The organism is Picosynechococcus sp. NKBG15041c, from assembly GCF_055380235.1.
The window spans coordinates 2,547,699-2,563,663 of sequence record NZ_AP040363.1 but is presented as its reverse complement, the minus strand read 5'-3'; the positions used below and the strand labels follow the sequence as shown (position 1 = coordinate 2,563,663).

19 protein-coding genes are annotated in these 15,965 nt (G+C 48.7%); 10 read left to right on the top strand and 9 right to left on the bottom strand.

The window, feature by feature from the left end; genetic code table 11:
• A complete protein-coding gene (locus ACZ45B_RS12340) occupies positions 1-231 on the bottom strand; it encodes a hypothetical protein (RefSeq protein ID WP_024547029.1) in 231 nt (76 codons plus the stop codon).
• A 231-nt stretch (positions 232-462) separates the two neighbouring features.
• Between ACZ45B_RS12340 and ACZ45B_RS12335 the strand changes: the two genes are divergently transcribed.
• Both ACZ45B_RS12335 and ACZ45B_RS12330 read left to right on the top strand, forming a co-directional pair.
• Complete coding sequence (locus tag ACZ45B_RS12335; RefSeq protein ID WP_024547028.1) at positions 463-765, top strand: hypothetical protein; 303 nt, start codon at positions 463-465, stop codon at positions 763-765.
• Between the two features lie 57 nt (positions 766-822).
• Positions 823-1,203, top strand: coding sequence for a VOC family protein (locus ACZ45B_RS12330; RefSeq protein ID WP_029682010.1), 381 nt, complete (start codon positions 823-825; stop codon positions 1,201-1,203).
• On the opposite strand, the gene ACZ45B_RS12325 is transcribed toward ACZ45B_RS12330, so the two are convergent.
• The 3 genes from ACZ45B_RS12325 to ACZ45B_RS12315 form a co-directional block, all read right to left on the bottom strand.
• On the bottom strand, positions 1,200-2,111 hold the full coding sequence (locus ACZ45B_RS12325) for a TIGR04168 family protein (protein ID WP_024547026.1): 912 nt from the start codon (positions 2,109-2,111) through the stop codon (positions 1,200-1,202). The two genes, ACZ45B_RS12330 and ACZ45B_RS12325, sit on opposite strands and share 4 nt — an antisense overlap.
• Before the next feature lie 2 nt (positions 2,112-2,113).
• Positions 2,114-2,869 carry a DUF1995 family protein gene (locus ACZ45B_RS12320; protein ID WP_024547025.1) on the bottom strand — a complete coding sequence of 252 codons (756 nt, stop codon included), beginning with the start codon at positions 2,867-2,869 and terminating at the stop codon, positions 2,114-2,116.
• A gap of 177 nt (positions 2,870-3,046) precedes the next feature.
• Positions 3,047-3,292, bottom strand: a complete 246-nt coding sequence (locus tag ACZ45B_RS12315) for a hypothetical protein (RefSeq protein ID WP_464674879.1) — start codon at positions 3,290-3,292, stop codon at positions 3,047-3,049.
• A gap of 110 nt (positions 3,293-3,402) precedes the next feature.
• Between ACZ45B_RS12315 and ACZ45B_RS12310 the strand changes: the two genes are divergently transcribed.
• Positions 3,403-4,360, top strand: a protein-coding gene (locus ACZ45B_RS12310; RefSeq protein WP_236612557.1) for an IS630 family transposase whose coding sequence is annotated in 2 segments (ribosomal slippage) — positions 3,403-3,749 and positions 3,748-4,360 — 960 coding nt in all. Because the reading frame shifts where the segments join, the coding sequence is not laid out codon by codon here.
• Positions 4,361-4,535: 175 nt separating this feature from the next.
• Here the strand turns inward: ACZ45B_RS12310 and ACZ45B_RS12305 are convergent.
• Positions 4,536-5,618: a class I fructose-bisphosphate aldolase gene (locus ACZ45B_RS12305; RefSeq protein ID WP_024545297.1), complete on the bottom strand. Its 1,083-nt coding sequence runs from the start codon at positions 5,616-5,618 to the stop codon at positions 4,536-4,538.
• Between the two features lie 114 nt (positions 5,619-5,732).
• Here ACZ45B_RS12305 and ACZ45B_RS12300 point away from each other — a divergent pair, with 114 nt between their 5' ends.
• The 5 genes from ACZ45B_RS12300 to nrtS all read left to right on the top strand — a co-directional run bounded on the left by ACZ45B_RS12300 (position 5,733) and on the right by nrtS (position 8,231).
• Positions 5,733-6,092, top strand: a complete 360-nt coding sequence (locus tag ACZ45B_RS12300; protein WP_024545296.1) for a Spx/MgsR family RNA polymerase-binding regulatory protein — start codon at positions 5,733-5,735, stop codon at positions 6,090-6,092.
• Between the two features lie 40 nt (positions 6,093-6,132).
• Positions 6,133-6,474 carry a phosphomannose isomerase type II C-terminal cupin domain gene (locus ACZ45B_RS12295; protein ID WP_024545295.1) on the top strand — a complete coding sequence of 114 codons (342 nt, stop codon included), beginning with the start codon at positions 6,133-6,135 and terminating at the stop codon, positions 6,472-6,474.
• Between the two features lie 102 nt (positions 6,475-6,576).
• Entirely contained in the window at positions 6,577-7,221 is a 645-nt protein-coding gene (gene purN / locus ACZ45B_RS12290; protein WP_024545294.1) for a phosphoribosylglycinamide formyltransferase, read from the top strand.
• Positions 7,222-7,247: 26 nt separating this feature from the next.
• Entirely contained in the window at positions 7,248-7,940 is a 693-nt protein-coding gene (locus ACZ45B_RS12285) for an N-acetylmannosamine-6-phosphate 2-epimerase (RefSeq protein WP_024545293.1), read from the top strand.
• Positions 7,941-7,970: 30 nt separating this feature from the next.
• Entirely contained in the window at positions 7,971-8,231 is a 261-nt protein-coding gene (gene nrtS, locus ACZ45B_RS12280; RefSeq protein ID WP_024545292.1) for a nitrate/nitrite transporter NrtS, read from the top strand.
• Positions 8,232-8,753: 522 nt separating this feature from the next.
• Here the strand turns inward: nrtS and ACZ45B_RS12275 are convergent.
• Both ACZ45B_RS12275 and dnaA read right to left on the bottom strand, forming a co-directional pair.
• Entirely contained in the window at positions 8,754-9,683 is a 930-nt protein-coding gene (locus tag ACZ45B_RS12275; protein WP_024545290.1) for a cobalamin-binding protein, read from the bottom strand.
• Between the two features lie 57 nt (positions 9,684-9,740).
• Positions 9,741-11,090 (bottom strand): chromosomal replication initiator protein DnaA, encoded by a 1,350-nt coding sequence (gene dnaA / locus ACZ45B_RS12270; RefSeq protein ID WP_024545289.1) that lies wholly within the window; start codon positions 11,088-11,090, stop codon positions 9,741-9,743.
• A gap of 73 nt (positions 11,091-11,163) precedes the next feature.
• Between dnaA and ACZ45B_RS12265 the strand changes: the two genes are divergently transcribed.
• On the top strand, positions 11,164-12,255 hold the full coding sequence (locus ACZ45B_RS12265) for a PDDEXK family nuclease (RefSeq protein ID WP_464674878.1): 1,092 nt from the start codon (positions 11,164-11,166) through the stop codon (positions 12,253-12,255).
• On the opposite strand, the gene ACZ45B_RS12260 is transcribed toward ACZ45B_RS12265, so the two are convergent.
• Both ACZ45B_RS12260 and cysS read right to left on the bottom strand, forming a co-directional pair.
• The gene (locus ACZ45B_RS12260; protein ID WP_024545285.1) at positions 12,252-12,704 is read right to left on the bottom strand and encodes a nitrate reductase associated protein; all 453 of its coding nucleotides are present in this window, start codon (positions 12,702-12,704) and stop codon (positions 12,252-12,254) included. The genes ACZ45B_RS12265 and ACZ45B_RS12260 overlap by 4 nt on opposite strands.
• Positions 12,705-12,731: 27 nt before the next feature.
• The gene (cysS, locus tag ACZ45B_RS12255; RefSeq protein WP_024545284.1) at positions 12,732-14,147 is read right to left on the bottom strand and encodes a cysteine--tRNA ligase; all 1,416 of its coding nucleotides are present in this window, start codon (positions 14,145-14,147) and stop codon (positions 12,732-12,734) included.
• Positions 14,148-14,303: 156 nt separating this feature from the next.
• Here cysS and ACZ45B_RS12250 point away from each other — a divergent pair, with 156 nt between their 5' ends.
• Positions 14,304-15,941: a vWA domain-containing protein gene (locus ACZ45B_RS12250; RefSeq protein ID WP_029681715.1), complete on the top strand. Its 1,638-nt coding sequence runs from the start codon at positions 14,304-14,306 to the stop codon at positions 15,939-15,941.
• Positions 15,942-15,965: the final 24 nt, after the last annotated feature.

Genomic DNA, 15,965 nt, shown 5'->3' with positions numbered 1-15,965 from the left:
TTAGAGCAGATTTCGGTAGAGTAAACGCAACTCGCTAACTGTATTGAGATGATAGAGGCGATTTTCAATGATTTTGAGCGCATAGATGCTGGGAATTCTTTGAATATCTGCAAAAATTGACTCTGCTTCCTGGGGGAACTTGATATCTAAGCCATGGCGAATCTGATTCAGAAGGCCCCGACGGATACTGCGATCAATTCCTTTTTTTTCCAGTCGATTAAACTCAACCATTTAAGTGTATAAAAGCGACATTAGCCGTGGCGAATGGGAAATAATTTTGATTTTACGCTATTTTTCTGGTCTATCTAAACTACCTGGTTACTGCGAATTAAATATATTTCTTCACATCTTGTCATGGTTTTTCTGTAAAGCTAAAAATTCTAACGGTCTGCCCTCTTCTCCCCGAAGAAGTCTTAAGGTAAAAGAATCGATCAGCGTTTTGTTGGCAACAACAATCCCACTATGAATCATCAACCTTTTTCGACCCAAGGTAATAGTGCCGCCTTTGAAAAAGAAGCCCTCGAACGATTCCGTCACCTGACGGGGATTTTGCCGCGCCGCTGTCAGGTCTACCGGGAGGTATGGGGAGAATCAACCGTGCTCACCCTGGATTTTTTGGCCTGTCCGACTCACCTGATTCCCGTCAAAGAACAGTCCATGATGCTACTCTTAGGGGCTGATCACCTGGGTCTCGCCCAGTCTATTTTGTTCCGCTTAGGGCCTAAAATTGAGGGCTGGGTGAATTTTCGGACGGTGGAATCCTAGGCGATCGCCTTGCTCAAACCGACTTCAACCATTGTGACCAAGACGGATCAATTTTTGATGGCATCTTCTCCGATTCAAGTGACGGGCTGTTTACACACGGCAATTTTGGTTGCAGATGTGCAACGGGCAGCTGCTTTTTATGACCGCCTTTTGGCATTGCCTAAGGTGGAGCGGCCTTTTACCTATGGCGGTGTTTGGTACCAGTTGCCACAAATGCAACTGCATCTCATCGAAGATCCGGCCTTCCAGGGGAGATTGCCCAATCCAGAAAAATTGGGTCGGAATCCGCACATTGCCTTCGGGGTGAGAGACCTTGATGCTGTGCGATCGCATTTAGACCGCGAAAATTATCCCTATGAACTGAGTCAGTCGGGGCGGCGGGCGCTATTTGTGCAGGATCCTGACGGCAACGTGATCGAAATTACAGAGGTGGGTTAGGGCGTAGGGCGTGACCAGAGCATTTCCCGCGTTTGCTCATGCTTTACCGGATTCACCCACACCAGTTCGGCTTTCGTCGCTTGGTTCTGGCTAAGGGTAATCACAGAAAAACTGTGCTGGCAATCGCCGTTGCTATAGCGCTGGATGCGGGGGACCCGAGCGGCGTTGAAATAGAGGGTTTCGTCCACAAATCGATGCTGGGTGCGCAGGCGATCCTTACGGTGGCGGAGGCTGTGGTGCATGTGACCAAAGGTGGCGAGGGCGACGGTTTTTCCTTTGGTTTTTGCGGTGGCGATCGCCTGCCCGAAATCGGGATCCCCGTAGTCACCGCCAATGGGATTCCAATCACGGCCACAGATATCCTCCGGCTCGCTGCCTAAACCGGTGGGGCCGTTGTGACCAAGAAAAATCAGCGTTTTGTACTGACAGGCGGCAATATTTTTCTCGATCAAAGCTGTAGATTCGGCGAAGTCATGGACACCATAGCGATCGCCATAGAATTTTTCATTTTTCCATTGATCGCCGCCCCAGCTAAAGGGCCGTGCCCCCACAATGGATAGCTGAAATTCGGGTAAATCGAGATGACCATAGCCCACGTGGGTTTCCCCCAGGAGGTCTAACTGTGCTTGTACCCGGTCTTCTTGATTGTGGTCATAGGGGGCTTTTTTTCGGCCCCAATCAGAGGCGGTGTACCAAGCGTCATGGTTCCCAAAGATCACCGCTTTCGGTAGGGGCAATGCGGCAATATGTTGCACCAGACCCACCGCCTCATTGCCAAAGTCCCCCACAAACAGTACCAGATCCACCCCAAGTATCTCGAGAGACAGGCGATCGCCCAGGGGATCCCACTGGTCATGGACATCCCCCACCACAGCAATAGTAATTTCGGTTTTATTTATCCCCATCATCACTAATTGCTCAGCGCCTTCAGAAAACTTTGTAAGCCACCGAGGATACCCGTTTTCTTGATTTTTGGGGCGTTGGGATTGTCCCCTTGTCCGGCTTCCGGTTCCACCGCCGCCAACAGGAGCCGTTCTAGATATTCACCGAGGGGTTTGCTAGTTTCACTGGCGATCAGCTCGTACTGGTCTTCTGCTTTTTCGAGATACACTTCCCAGGCAGAGGGATAAGCCCGCCAAACCATCGCCCCTTCGTAGGGCCGGATGTAGTAAGCGGTTTCGAGGGTGCTGATAAACCGCTCCCGCAGCTGCCGCGCCGCGTAGCCAATGCCCACAACCGCCACGTCTTCTAGTTGGGGAATCAGCATAATCACCGGGCGATCGCCCGCCAAATTACAGAGCTTTTCTACCTGGCCCACTTCCACCGCCGAGGGGCAGACAATAATAAAAATTTGGTCATCGTCACCGATTTTGTTTTCGATAGGCGATCGCGAAGTGCCGATGTCCGTCACCTTAAATGGAATTTCCCCCCAATCTCGCCGTGCGAGGGCCGCCGCCCCGGTATCCGGGAAGAAAATTTTCAACCCCGAACCGTACTCTTCCACAAACAGTTGTGCCCAATCCCAAGCGAGGGCCTGCGCTTTTAGGGCAATTTCTGGGAAACAAAGCTCGATCAAGATTCGCCCACAGCCCGCTTCTAAACTGCTTAGGGTCGCAGCTTTCGCTTGTTTGAGGGTTTCTTCAAAGGACTGGGGCAGATTGGACATGGTTCACCGACGCACAACAGAACATCGACTTATTATCAAATGTTCCCCATCGCTTCGTCAAAGCCATATCTTCAGACTTCTCTCTCAACTTCGTCGACATAGCAAGAAAGCTACCGAAGTTCAAGAATCAATTTTTATTTGATGAAATAATCAGGTTGAGATTGATGGAAAAGACACTCACTGAGCAAGTCGAGAGAAAGAGACTGTGGTTTTCCCCGTTTTTTGATCAATGTCAATTCCTTTGATACATTTTTTGATTTCTTCTGGCAATTGTCCAGTCACGAGGAATTTATTTTTTTCTTTTTGTTCTAGGATTTTTTTATCAACAAGTCTTTGCCAGTCAACAGGAGTTTCTACTGAAGCCAATTCGCTTTTGATTCTATCTGAAGACACAAAATATTTGGATGTAATCTGAGAATCCATATTGGACATACCTCTTGACACAATACATACAAGCTGTTTTACAGCATTTTTGTGATGGTCGAGGTACAATGTCATGTGTGTGAGTAAATCAGATTAAACAAGAACAACCATTGCCTAAAGCCTACTCCATAGACCTCAGACAGAAAATTGTTGATGCCTATGACCGGGGGGATATCTCCCAACGTGGTCTCGCCAAGCAGTTCGGTGTCGCTACTAGTTTTGTCCAAAAACTCCTCAAACAACGACGTGATACTGGGTCTATCCGTCCACAATTTCGTCGGGGGCAGATTCCCCCTAAACTCAATGAAGAACACCGAAAGGTTCTGGCCGCTTTGGTGAAAGCCAACAATGATGCGACTCTGGCCCAACTATGTGCACAACTAGAAGCCGAGATTGGCATCCGGGTAAGCATCACCACCATGCATAAGACATTGAAGCAGATGAATTTTAGCCTTAAAAAAAACCTTTTATCCTGACGTCAAGGCGACAGACAGAGTGCAACAGGCCAGAGTCGAGTTTTGGGAGAAAGTAAGGCAGATTTTGGCCCAAGACCTGATATTCATCGATGAATCAGGCATTAATCTCGCAATGAGAACAACAAGAGCAAGGGCAGAGAAGGGGAAGCGGGCCTACAGTAGTAAGCCAAGCAAAAAAGGAAAAAATGTCTCACTGGTAGGAGCATTGGGCTTGCAGGGGATAATCGCCCACAGCAGCTTAATCGGAGCGACAGATAGGGTAACTTTTGAGGCGTTCATTTACCAGAAATTGGTGCCGCAGTTATGGGCAGGGGCCTGTGTGATGATGGATAACTGTTCGATTCATCTGGGAGAGATGGTGAGAGAGTCCATTGAGGCAGTGGGAGCAAAACTTATCTACTTACCGCCCTACTCACCAGATTTTTCTCCCATTGAGAACTGTTGGTCAAAGGTCAAAAACATCATGAAGCGCAGAACAGTGGGCAGCTATGAGGAGCTATCAGAGGCGATTGATGAAGGATTTGCAAGGGTGACACCTGAAGATATCAGAGGGTGGTTCACCCATTGCTGTTACTGTACCTCAGAAGAATAGAAAACGCTGTAGTTAAGTATTTTTGTATTGTTAAGTATACTCAAAAGATCTTTTTAAGATTATAAAAGGTTGATTTTTGGGGCAGTCTTCTCTTAAAGAGAAGAGGCAGATATCAAAAGTTTAATAACAAAGATAATCTGCCAAATTCAATATTAGGAAAGAGTTCGGGATTATTTTAGGCAATAGTAATGTCTGGATTGAGGTAGACATCCTGGATGAGGTGAAAGAGTTTAACCCCTTCTGCCATGGGTCGTTGGAAGGTTTTACGACCGGAAATTAAACCGCAACCGCCAGCCCGTTTATTGATCACAGCAGTGCGAATCGCCTGGGCAAAATCGTTTTCCCCAGAGGAGCCACCGGAATTGATGAGACCGGCCCGTCCGCCATAACAATTCAACACTTGATAACGGGTCAGATCGATGGGGTGATCGCTGGTGAGTTCGTCGTAAACTTTGGGGTGGGTTCTGCCGTATTTTTTGCCCGTCGCTTTGGCGATCGCCCCGTAGCCGTTATTCGTTTCCGGTAATTTTTGTTTGATAATGTCTGCCTCAATGGTCACACCCATGTGGTTCGCCTGCCCCGTCAAATCCGCCGCCAGATGGTAATCCTTGCCCTGTTGAAACGCATCGTTGCGCAGATAACACCAGAGAATTGTGGCCATTCCCAGTTCGTGGGCGCGGGCAAAGGCCCGACTAACCTCTTGAATTTGTCGGCTGGATTCTGGTGAGCCAAAGTAAATCGTTGCACCGACGGCGATCGCCCCCAAATTCCAAGCCTGCTCTACCGTCGCAAACATGATTTGATCGGCACGGTTGGGATAGGTCAACAGTTCATTGTGGTTCAGCTTGAGAATAAAGGGAATGCGGTGGGCATATTTGCGGGACATCATCCCCAACACACCGAGGGTGGTCGCCACGCCGTTACAGCCCCCTTCGATCGCAAGACGAATAATATTTTCGGGGTCAAAATAAATCGGATTTGGGGCAAAGGAAGCCGCACCGGAATGTTCAATCCCCTGATCGACTGGCAAAATTGAAAGATAGCCCGTATTTGCTAAGCGTCCTGTGCCAAACAGTTGTTGCAAGGAACGTAAAACCGGGGTGGGGCGATCGCTCTGGCTATAGACTCGCTCTACGATATCCGCACCGGGGAGGGTTAGTAGATTTTGAGTAATTTTTGCGCGATGACCCAAGAGGCTTTCTGTTTCATCGCCGAGCCAAGCTGCAATTGATTTTTCGACAGAAATTGTCGTCGTCATGGTGAAAAATATTGGGACTTGCTACAGTTCCCGTTGTAACACTTCTGCCAAAGTTGACTGTCCTTAGAATCATGGATAATAAATGAAGTTATCTTTTGTCTAACCGATTACAAAATGGCCCTGCAAGTTTACGGCATTCCCACCTGCAACACCTGTAAAAAAGCCTTGCAATGGCTCGAAGCAGAAGAAATTCCTTACATATTCATCAACACCAAAGAACAGCCCCCTAGCAGAGAGGCGATCGCCCAATGGGTAAATACCCTCGGCAGTAAACCGATGCGCAATACCTCCGGCCAATCTTACCGGGCCTTGGGGGAAGAAAAGAAATCCTGGAGCGATGACCAGTGGATTGAAGCGTTTGCCCAAGATGCCATGTTGTTAAAACGGCCTTTATTTGTGCGGGATGGTCAAGCAGTATTGGTGGGCTTCCGGGCCAGTGAAACGGAACTGCGCGATCGCCTCGGCGGTAGTTAAACCCTTAAAATGACATTAGCACCCCTTGAACCTTGTAACTATGACCGAAATTCGTACACCTCCCTGGGGAAAAGTCACTCTCCTCGAAGAAGGCGATCGCTATCGAATTAATCGCATCGAACTCAAACCGGGTCATCACATCAGCACCCAGATGCACTATCACCGTAGCGAACATTGGGTCGTGGTTTCGGGCACAGCGAAGGTGATCTGCAACGACCAAGAAACAATCCTCACAGCGCGCCAATCGACCTATGTACCGATGAATACCAGGCACCGGGTCGAAAATCCGGGCGTGATTGATCTGGTGATGATCGAAATTCAAAACGGTGAATTTTTAGGGGATGAAGATATTATTCGCTTTGAGGATCAAGACTCAGCCTAATTGAACGGGGCTCTGGGGGCGATCGCTCCTCAAAAAATATCTGATTTTCAGCCAGGGAACCGATATGCTTAGTGGTTGTACTTTTGAGGCTTGCCACGATTGATGGGTAATGTTCCGCTAGATTCTGCTTTGATTTCTCCCCCGGTGACCCTGGCGGATGTGCCCCTATCCCGTCCGGTGCAGTTGGGAGTTTTGGCCTCCGGTAGTGGCAGCAACTATGGGGCGATCGCCCAGGCCATTGCCAGTCAGCAGCTCAATGCGGAAATTCCGGTCTTGATCTACAACAACCCCAAGGCGAAGGTTTTAGAACGGGCGGCCCAATTTGGCACCAAGACCCAACTGATTAACCACCGCGATTTCACCTCCCGCGAAGCCTGTGACCAAGCGATTTTAGATTGCTTGCGATCGCACGGGGTGGAGTGGGTGATCATGGCGGGTTGGATGCGCATCGTCACTGAGGTTTTACTCAGGGGCTACGAAAGCCGGATTTTGAATATTCACCCCAGTTTACTGCCCAGCTTTAAAGGGATTCGTGCCGTGGAGCAGGCTTTAGACGCAGGAGTAAAAGTAACGGGTTGCTCGGTGCATTTTGCCAGCCTGGAAGTTGATAGCGGCGACATTATCATGCAGGCAGCGGTGCCGATTTTGCCCGGTGATACCCCCGAAACCCTCCATGCCCGGATTCAGGTACAGGAACATCGTATTTTTCCAGCGGCGATCGCCCTCGCCGTTACCCAATATTCTTAGAATTTTTGAATTTTTTTAGCAAGCCCATGTCTGATCTGATTGCCCAGTTTAAAAATCGCCTCATTATCTCCTGCCAAGCTCCAGCTGATTCCCCGCTCCATGCGCCTGAAATCATCGCGGCGATCGCCCAAGCCTCCGTCAATCAGGGGGCTGTTGCGGTGCGCATCGACAGCCCTGAGCATATCCGCGCCGTGCGGGCAACGTTACCCAATATCCCAATCATTGGCCTCTGGAAGCGCACTTTTCCCGAATCAGAGGTTTATATCACCCCCCGCCTAGAAGATGCCCTCGCCGTCGTTGAAGCTGGAGCCGATATTGTGGCGATCGATGCCACAGCAAGGTTTCGACCCAACGACGAGACGTTAGCCGACTTAATCCAAGGCATCCACGAGCAGACGGGAAAACACGTGATGGCCGATTTAGATAGTTACGAAAATGGAGCCCTCGCAGCAAAAGCAGGGGCCGACATTTTAGGCACGACCCTCTATGGCTATACGAGAGAAACGCAGCATCTAACACCCCCCGGCTTTGATCTCCTGAAAAAGTTAGTTCAGGATTTTGATTTACCCGTGATTTGCGAAGGGGGCATCCACACCCCTGAAATGATGCAAAAGGCGTTTCAACTGGGGGCTGATAGCGTCGTTGTCGGAACTGCGATTACTGGAATTGATCTTTTAGCACAGAAATTTTGTCGGGCCTGCGAGAATATGGTGCTCTAAGACCGAACAATATCAGCATAAGATTTCGCCATGCATCGATTTCTACAGTTTCCCACCTTTGGCGATCGCACTATTCACACAACCGCAGTCCGGGTAGCCCTCATTGTCGGCACCTTACTCTTCGGGATCAACCATGGCAGTGCCGTCTTAGGGGGAAACATGAACCGTGCCCGTTGGGTTTCGGCAGGATTAACCTATGTTGTTCCCTACTGCGTCAATCTCCATGGCCAATTGACCAGTCGGCGACGCCAACAGTTAGAGGCGACTCTCCTCCAGTTATCGAACAAATAAATCTTGAATTTTCGGCGATTGCCCCAGGGCGTTTAGTACGTGTGCTGATTTTTGTTTGCGGCCTCCTTTTGCCAGCATTTTTCCAGTAGATTGATTTTATAGAGATACCAAAACCGATTGGGATTCCATACCGTATGTCGATCCGTATGTCCTACCGGCTGATTGAGATATTGAAATACGGGATCGACGAGGTGCCTAATTTTGAGCCACATAGACAGCATCCTCACTTTAGGGAATATGTTGGGAATCGAAAAGCGGCGGTTCATCACGAGACGCCTGCCCTCAAAATCTTGCTATGACCTTAATGTGCCAAATTCCCCCCTAAAGCTAAAGGGAGAGGTTTTCTGGGATAATGCTGACTTTTATAAAAATATGCGGCAATTCGTCGGAATATCCCATCTTTTGCCCTGGTGAACTTGATAGAAAATGTTGTAAAACTAGGCCGGAATGTAATATTTCTTTGGATAATGGCTGTTTCCTGAAAATATTAGGTTTTGTAATGCCTTTTACCTCAGGTAAGTCTTAACTTGATAAAGACAATTTTGTCCAAGCGGTTTCTGGATAATGGCGATCGCCTGGGGGTTGCAAAATTTCCGTGAGAATTTCTAGAGAATCCACAAGGCGTGGCCCCGGTCGGTTGAAATAGGCATTGCCATCGCAGATGTAGAGCTGGTCCTGTTGCACCGCTCGCAATTGCCGCCACTGCGGATGCAAGGCCAGATCCGCAAGCATTTCTTGACGGGTGCGCGCGAGGTCAAAGCCGCAGGGCATCACCACCACCATATCAGGATCACTGGCCAGGAGGGCGTCCCAACTGACGTAAGGAGAATGCTGGCCCTGGTGTCCCAAAATATTTTCACCGCCTGCTAGCTCAATCAATTCTGGCAGCCAGTTGCCGCCCCCCATCAGGGGATCAATCCATTCGATCGCCGCCACTCGGGGTCGTTTTGCAAGGGTTTTTCCTTTTTCTTGACAAGCTTTTACCCGCTGCTGGAGAGCGTTTAATACCGGTTGGGGATCGCGATTAAACTGCTGGGCAACGCGGGTAATATCAGCATAAACTTCTGCCAGGGTATTGGGTTGGAGGGAAATTAACTGCGGCTGGGTATGACCCAGGGAGGTGATCGCCTTTTGGACATCGCTGAGGGTGACGGCGCAAACATCGCATTGGTCTTGGGTGACGATGTGGGTCGGTTGCAAGGCTTGCAAGACATCCAACTTCACTTCATAAATTCCCAAAGCCGCCTGGAGCAGGGCCAATACATCCCGGTCGATTTCCCCGCTGGGACGTTCAGAGTTGAGACGGGCCGCCGTACAGATGGGGCGATCGCTTATCTCTGGCGGATAATCACATTCATGGCTCCGGCCCACCACCTGGGGCGTCAAACCCAGGCAATCGAGAATTTCGGTGGCACTGGGCAGGAGGGAAACGATCCGGTAGGGGGCAACCATTGGTTTAACGGGGAAATAACACTGTTTGTTATTGTAACGGTGTCCTTTGCTGATCCCCTAGAGGTTTTGGTGATGGTGGTTAATGCGATCGCTAATTTGGCTCACCAGTTGGGAGATTTTTTGATTTTTGGTGAGTAACTGGCCAATCTTGTCGCAACTGTACATCACGGTGGTGTGGTCCTTACCGCCAAACATTTCCCCAATGCGGGGCAAACTGAGATCTGTATGTTGGCGCATCAAATACATAGCAATTTGGCGGGCCGTACTAATTTCCCGGCGCCGAGATGCCCCTTTGAGATCCTCGATGCTTACCCCCGTGGCCTCAGCGGCAATTTGTAAAATCACATTCGGGGGGGCGGAGGCATATTCCACCGTTGGGTTCAGAATCGGGGCGAGGTTCTCCACCGTCATCGGTAGCCCAGAGATCGCAATGTGGGTCACCGCCCGCAACAATGCCCCTTCTAGTTCGCGGATATTGGCGGTGTAGTGGGTGGCAATATATTCGATCACCGAACGAGAAAGATTTAAATTTTCGGCCTCGGCCTTTTTTTGGAGGATCGCCATCCGGGTTTCCAGATCAGGGGGTTGGATATCCGCGATGAGCCCCATGGAAAAGCGCGATGAAAGGCGCTGCTGTAGGCCTGGGATCTGATGCGGTGGGCGATCGCTTGCCAGCACAATTTGTTTGCCTGCTTCGTGGAGGGTATTGAAGGTATAGAAAAACTCCTCCTGGGTATATTCTTTCCCTTCGATGAACTGAATATCATCCACCAGCAAAATATCGGCGGTGCGGTAATGTTCCCGGAAGGTTTGCAGGCTATCTTTGCGGATCGCGACGATTAGATCGTTGGTAAACTGCTCCGTGGACACATAGAAAATTTTCGCATCGGGCTGAGTATCTAAGCGGTAATGGCCGATCGCCTGCATTAAGTGAGTCTTCCCGAGACCCACCCCCCCACAGAGAACGAGGGGGTTAAAGTCCCGCCCCGGTGATTCTGCCACCGCCAGGGCTGCGGCGTGGGCCATGCGATTGGTGGGGCCGACCACAAACCGTGAAAACGTATATTTGGGGTTGAGTTCTGGGGTTTTTCGGCCTGGTCGAGTCGATTGGCCACTACGGGAACTGTAAAAACTCTGGGTCGCCGCGAGGGTATTCCCTTCGGGGGAAGTCAGGCGCACCTTAACGGGCTGCTGTAGCAATTCGGCGATCGTCTCAGTGATTAACGCGCCATAGTACTTCTGGATATGATTCAGCACAAAGGCATTGGGCGCACAAAGAATAATTTCATCTTCCTGCCACTGCTGGAGCTTCGTCGGCTGAATCCAAGTTTCGTAGGTAGGGCGACTCAGTTGTTGTTCGAGTTTTGTCAGGACTTCTTGCCAAAGCCATTGGGGATTTTGCGCCACAGACTTTTAATAAAATAAACAGTATTAAAGGTTTAACCCAGTCTTGTAATTGTAAGCTTATTTTTCTAATCTTATGCAACAAAGTTATCGTCTGATCAAAAAACAAGAGCAATGGCATTTTGCCAATGAAGCAGAATTAGAAAATTTCATCTGGGATAATCTGAAAGATATTTTTAATCTCACCCCTCTTAAGAGACAGCATTATATCGAAAGTAATATTTGCGACATCTTGGCTATTTCTAAAAACAAAGAATTGGTAATCATAGAACTAAAAAATATGGTAGATCGTTATGTCATTCAACAAACCACACGGTACTACCATGCTTTACTTCAAGAAAAGCCTTTTGCTGATCAAGTTGATTACACCAAGCCAGTTGGGATAATAATTCTTTCTCCTGGTTTCCATAAAGATAACTACATTGATTGTCTATATCACAAATTATTTTTTGAGCTAATTGAATTTTCCATTGTCAACAAAGCTTCTTTAGAATTCAAGACTCAGCATCTAAATGGGAGCAAAAAATTTAAAAACAGAGCAATCCCCGTTGCCGAAGTTCAAGAGAATAAGTTTACTATCGAGCCTCCCTCAAGAGCTTTGATGAATTCTTTATCTAAACTTCAGAATTATGATATTGATCTAATCATCGAAACACGAAAAAGAATTCTCTCCTTTAATCCAAGTATCAAAGAATTAAAATTTAGCCCTAGCACTTTTTTATTTGGCAAAAGTAAAAACAATTCTTGTATAGATTTTACATTTTCCCAGGAAAGAGAAAACCACAAATTCAACATTGCTTTTCGTTTACCCCTCAGTTTTAGAGATGTAAGTACGGGGGATAAAAAAATAAAATTCTATAGAATGATTTTAGATGATAGAGCTTTCTTGCGTACTAAAAGCAAAGGTAAAAATGAAATTATTCAAAATCACTTATTGCTATCTCAAAAAGCCCTGGGAAAAGCGAGAGTCCGGCAAGTGACTTATGTTAGTGCTTATTTGAGAATTTTTATATGTGGAGAATTAAACTTAAAGTCTGATCGTGGTTGGGAAAATAAACTCGCTCGATATTGTAAAGAAAGAGATCTAGGAAATCCACTAATGGGTAATAGTCAGCTACTCGCATTTTTGACGGACTTTTCTTTGGGATATTACTTAAAAAGAATTTAAGCGATAATTTTAAACTCCTGGAGGGCTGGAACAAAATTATGGTTTTCGTGACTGGGACGACTCAATTTCAACAAAGCAAATCGTTGTAGGGGGCTTAAGCTCTGCCATTGGGTTGGCGTAATTTCGACAGCGCAATCTTGGGCTTTTGCTCGCACTTGGGCCGGAATTTCTGTCTGTAACCAAGGGGGATGTGGGTCAATATCGAGGACTTTGGCTGGTGTGCCTGTTTTGTCAGTGATCAGTTTTTGGAGCGTTTCATGGTAGAGCTGCACTTCAGCAGGGGTTTCACAGGGCATTTGAATGAGCTGGGTTTTTTCGGCCTCTGTGAACTTGTGCCAATGGTCGAGTTTCATTTTGACGCCACAGGTATCTAGTTTGTAGCGCATGATCATCGGGATGCAGCGGAGGGATGCAATGAAATCTTGCTCGAACCCAAAGAAATCAGTCATGGGATTTTGCCTCAGTGAAAATGTTCTTTACTCCCGGTGCCACTCGGTAACGCCACCTGGTTTATCGACCAGGACAATTCCTTTTTCGGCCAGTAAATCCCGCAGGCGATCGCCTTCTGCATAGTCTTTATTGGCGCGGGCATCCTTACGCTGTTGGATCAAGTCTTCAATTTCGGCGTCCGTTAAATTATTGGTCTGTTGCTTCACTTCCGGGACAAAACCGAGGATATCGGCTAATTCCTTGAGGGTGAGCCAGAGGGAGGCAAGAATTTGCGGATTTTGCTGGAGTTTACCTTCGTGGACAAGAATATTTTTTTCTTTTTTCAGTTCCTTGGCCAGTTCAAAGAGGATCGCCAAGCCGCCAGAAAAATTCAGGTCATTGTCAACGATCGCCTTAAATTTCGTCAGGATGCCCTTGTCGGCGGCAATGTTATTGGTGTCTAACTGTTCCCCAAATAGGAGCGCCTCGTTAAGAGTTTCCCAACCCTTGGTGGCAGCGCTGAGGGCTTCATCGGTGAAATCCAGGGGCTTGGTGTAGTGGGCCTGGAGAATAAATAAGCGCACTGCCATCGGGTCATATTTTTGCAGTAAATCCCGAATCGTGATGAAGTTACCGAGGGATTTGGACATTTTTTCCCCTTCCACCTTCACCATGCCATTGTGCAGCCAATATTTCGCCAGGGGATGGCCGGTGGCGGCTTCTGATTGGGCGATCTCGTTTTCGTGGTGGGGAAAAATCAAGTCACTGCCCCCTACATGGATATCAATGGTTTCTCCGAGGCGATCGCGCACCATCGCCGAACATTCGATGTGCCAACCGGGGCGACCTGCCCCCCAGGGGGAATCCCAGGCGGGTTCTCCCTCTTTAGCGGCTTTCCAAAGGGCAAAATCAAAGGGATCTTGTTTTTTCGGGGCATCGGGGTCTTCATTCACCCGGCCACTGGCCCCTGCTTGCATATCGTCTAATTTGCGGCCAGAGAGTTTCCCATAGCCCTCGAATTTACGCACGGCATAGTACACATCTCCCTGGGAGGCATAGGCAAAGCCCCGTTGTTCCAGGTCATGGATCAGCTTTTGGATGCCATCTAAACTGTGGGTCGCCCGGGGATACTCATCAGCGGGCTGGATATGCAGCGCTGCCATATCCTCGAAATAAGCTTCGATAAATTTTTCGGCGATCGCCTCCATGGAACTATTTTCCTGGCGCGCCCGATTGAGAATTTTGTCGTCAATATCAGTGAAATTTTGGATGTAGCGCACCGCATAGCCCGACCACTGCAAATAACGCCGCACCACGTCCCAAGTTAGGCAAGTCCGTGCGTGACCTAGGTGGCAATAGTCATAGACGGTGATCCCACAACAATACATCCGCACCTGGTTCGCTTCGAGGGGTTCAAAGGGTTCAGAGCGGCGGTGGAGCGTGTTGTAGAGACTGAGGGACATGGCAAGCACTGGCATTGAGCGTGTTTCATTCTACCCCACGATTGCCTTAGGGATTCAATCTCCATTTAGTCCTGCCGTTACAGTTTTTTGAATTGAGGCGATCGCCCCAAAATACGGTGTTACGTTGAAGAAAATCCCGCCTCTGGAGGTCAGCCCATGGCCGCTTCATCATTCCGAAACCCGTCGCCCCAGCGTTCCTTAACCGTACTCCTCAGTGGTTGTCTGTTAGGCAGTCAGATTTTACTTGGTTGTCAGATGGCCTCCCAGAGAAATCCCGAAATGGGCTTAGATACCATGGCCCCCCAGGTGGCCGAAACAGAAGCCATGCCTCTGGCGCCGCCCCCCGATGGGGAAATTCCCCAAGAGGTTCCAGAACCGTCCCAAGAAGATTACAACCTAATTCGCGATAATCCATTCCAATTAGTGCAGGCAGAACCGCTGTCTACCTTTGCCCTTGATGTGGATTCTGGAGCCTATAGCAATGTAAGGCGCTTTTTAAATGATGGTCAGTTGCCGCCCCCCGATGCGGTGCGCCTCGAAGAATTGATCAACTATTTCACCTATGACTACCCGAACCCAGGCGACAAACCATTTTCAATCAGCACAGAACTCTCCCAAGCCCCCTGGCAACCCCAGCATCAACTGCTCTGCATTGGCATTAAGGGGCAAGACATTGAAAATGCGGCCTTACCCCCGAGTAATTTGGTGTTTCTCTTCGATGTGTCGGGGTCGATGGATTCGCCAGATAAATTGCCCCTCCTTAAATCAGCTTTTCGCCTATTGGTAAATGAACTGCGCCCAGAAGATCGCGTCTCGATTGTGGTTTATGCCGGAGCAGCGGGTTTGGTGCTACCTTCCACCTCTGGGGCAGAAAAAGAGACGATCCTCGCGGCTTTGGATAGTTTAGAGGCAGGCGGCTCGACGGCGGGCGGTGAAGGGATTGAACTGGCCTACCGCGAAGCTGCAGAAAATTTTATTGATAACGGCAATAACCGGATTATTCTGGCTACCGATGGTGATTTTAATGTGGGGATGTCCAGTGATGCTGAGCTAATTCGTTTGATTGAACAAAAGCGAGAGCAGGATATTTTCTTGACGGTATTAGGATTCGGCACGGGTAATCTGAAAGATGCCAAGATGGAGCAATTGGCGAACAATGGCAATGGCAATTATGCTTACATCGACAATATTCTCGAAGCGAAAAAGGTGCTCGTTACGGAAATGGGCGGTACGCTTTTAACCCTGGCAAAGGATGTAAAAATTCAAGTGGAATTTAACCCGGCTCAGGTGCAAGCCTATCGTCTGTTGGGTTACGAAAATCGCCTGTTGGCGGCCCAAGATTTTAACGATGATACGAAGGACGCGGGGGAATTGGGGGCAGGTCATACGGTGACCGCTCTCTATGAAATTGTGCCAGTGGGCGTCGATTCGCCCGCGGATCTCCCTGTACTAGATGAGTTGAAATATCAGGAAAGTCAACCGATCGCCAGCGATTTTTCAGGGGAACTACTGCAGCTAAAGCTCCGCTACAAAGCACCCACCGGGGATAGTTCTGAACTGATCAGCCAGGCGATCGCCAATGACAGTAAACCCTTGGATCAAGCCTCTCTAGATTTCCGGTTTGCGGCGGCGGTGGCGGAATTTGGGATGCTGCTGCGAGATTCTCCCTACCGTGGCGAAAGTTCTTTTGATCAAGTCCTAGCCCTGGCCCAAGGCAGCAAAGGAGAAGATTTAGAAGGCTATCGCAGTGAATTTATTCAGCTGGCTAAAACAGCCCAATCCCTAAAGTTTTAAAGTGCGCTGACTGCCTTCTTTCAT

Excerpts from the sequence above, each read along its gene's own strand:
- ACZ45B_RS12305 (WP_024545297.1), bottom strand. The coding sequence starts at position 5,618 with ATGACGACGACAATTTCTGTCGAAAAATCAATTGCAGCTTGGCTCGGC.
- ACZ45B_RS12275 (WP_024545290.1), bottom strand. The coding sequence starts at position 9,683 with ATGGTTGCCCCCTACCGGATCGTTTCCCTCCTGCCCAGTGCCACCGAA.
- ACZ45B_RS12250 (WP_029681715.1), top strand. The coding sequence starts at position 14,304 with ATGGCCGCTTCATCATTCCGAAACCCGTCGCCCCAGCGTTCCTTAACC.
- cysS (WP_024545284.1), bottom strand. The coding sequence starts at position 14,147 with ATGTCCCTCAGTCTCTACAACACGCTCCACCGCCGCTCTGAACCCTTT.
- ACZ45B_RS12325 (WP_024547026.1), bottom strand. The coding sequence starts at position 2,111 with ATGATGGGGATAAATAAAACCGAAATTACTATTGCTGTGGTGGGGGAT.
- ACZ45B_RS12260 (WP_024545285.1), bottom strand. The coding sequence starts at position 12,704 with ATGACTGATTTCTTTGGGTTCGAGCAAGATTTCATTGCATCCCTCCGC.
- nrtS (WP_024545292.1), top strand. The coding sequence starts at position 7,971 with ATGCATCGATTTCTACAGTTTCCCACCTTTGGCGATCGCACTATTCAC.
- ACZ45B_RS12320 (WP_024547025.1), bottom strand. The coding sequence starts at position 2,869 with ATGTCCAATCTGCCCCAGTCCTTTGAAGAAACCCTCAAACAAGCGAAA.
- ACZ45B_RS12295 (WP_024545295.1), top strand. The coding sequence starts at position 6,133 with ATGACCGAAATTCGTACACCTCCCTGGGGAAAAGTCACTCTCCTCGAA.
- ACZ45B_RS12300 (WP_024545296.1), top strand. The coding sequence starts at position 5,733 with ATGGCCCTGCAAGTTTACGGCATTCCCACCTGCAACACCTGTAAAAAA.
- purN (WP_024545294.1), top strand. The coding sequence starts at position 6,577 with ATGGGTAATGTTCCGCTAGATTCTGCTTTGATTTCTCCCCCGGTGACC.
- ACZ45B_RS12340 (WP_024547029.1), bottom strand. The coding sequence starts at position 231 with ATGGTTGAGTTTAATCGACTGGAAAAAAAAGGAATTGATCGCAGTATC.
- ACZ45B_RS12330 (WP_029682010.1), top strand. The coding sequence starts at position 823 with ATGGCATCTTCTCCGATTCAAGTGACGGGCTGTTTACACACGGCAATT.
- ACZ45B_RS12315 (WP_464674879.1), bottom strand. The coding sequence starts at position 3,292 with ATGGATTCTCAGATTACATCCAAATATTTTGTGTCTTCAGATAGAATC.
- ACZ45B_RS12285 (WP_024545293.1), top strand. The coding sequence starts at position 7,248 with ATGTCTGATCTGATTGCCCAGTTTAAAAATCGCCTCATTATCTCCTGC.
- ACZ45B_RS12265 (WP_464674878.1), top strand. The coding sequence starts at position 11,164 with ATGCAACAAAGTTATCGTCTGATCAAAAAACAAGAGCAATGGCATTTT.
- ACZ45B_RS12335 (WP_024547028.1), top strand. The coding sequence starts at position 463 with ATGAATCATCAACCTTTTTCGACCCAAGGTAATAGTGCCGCCTTTGAA.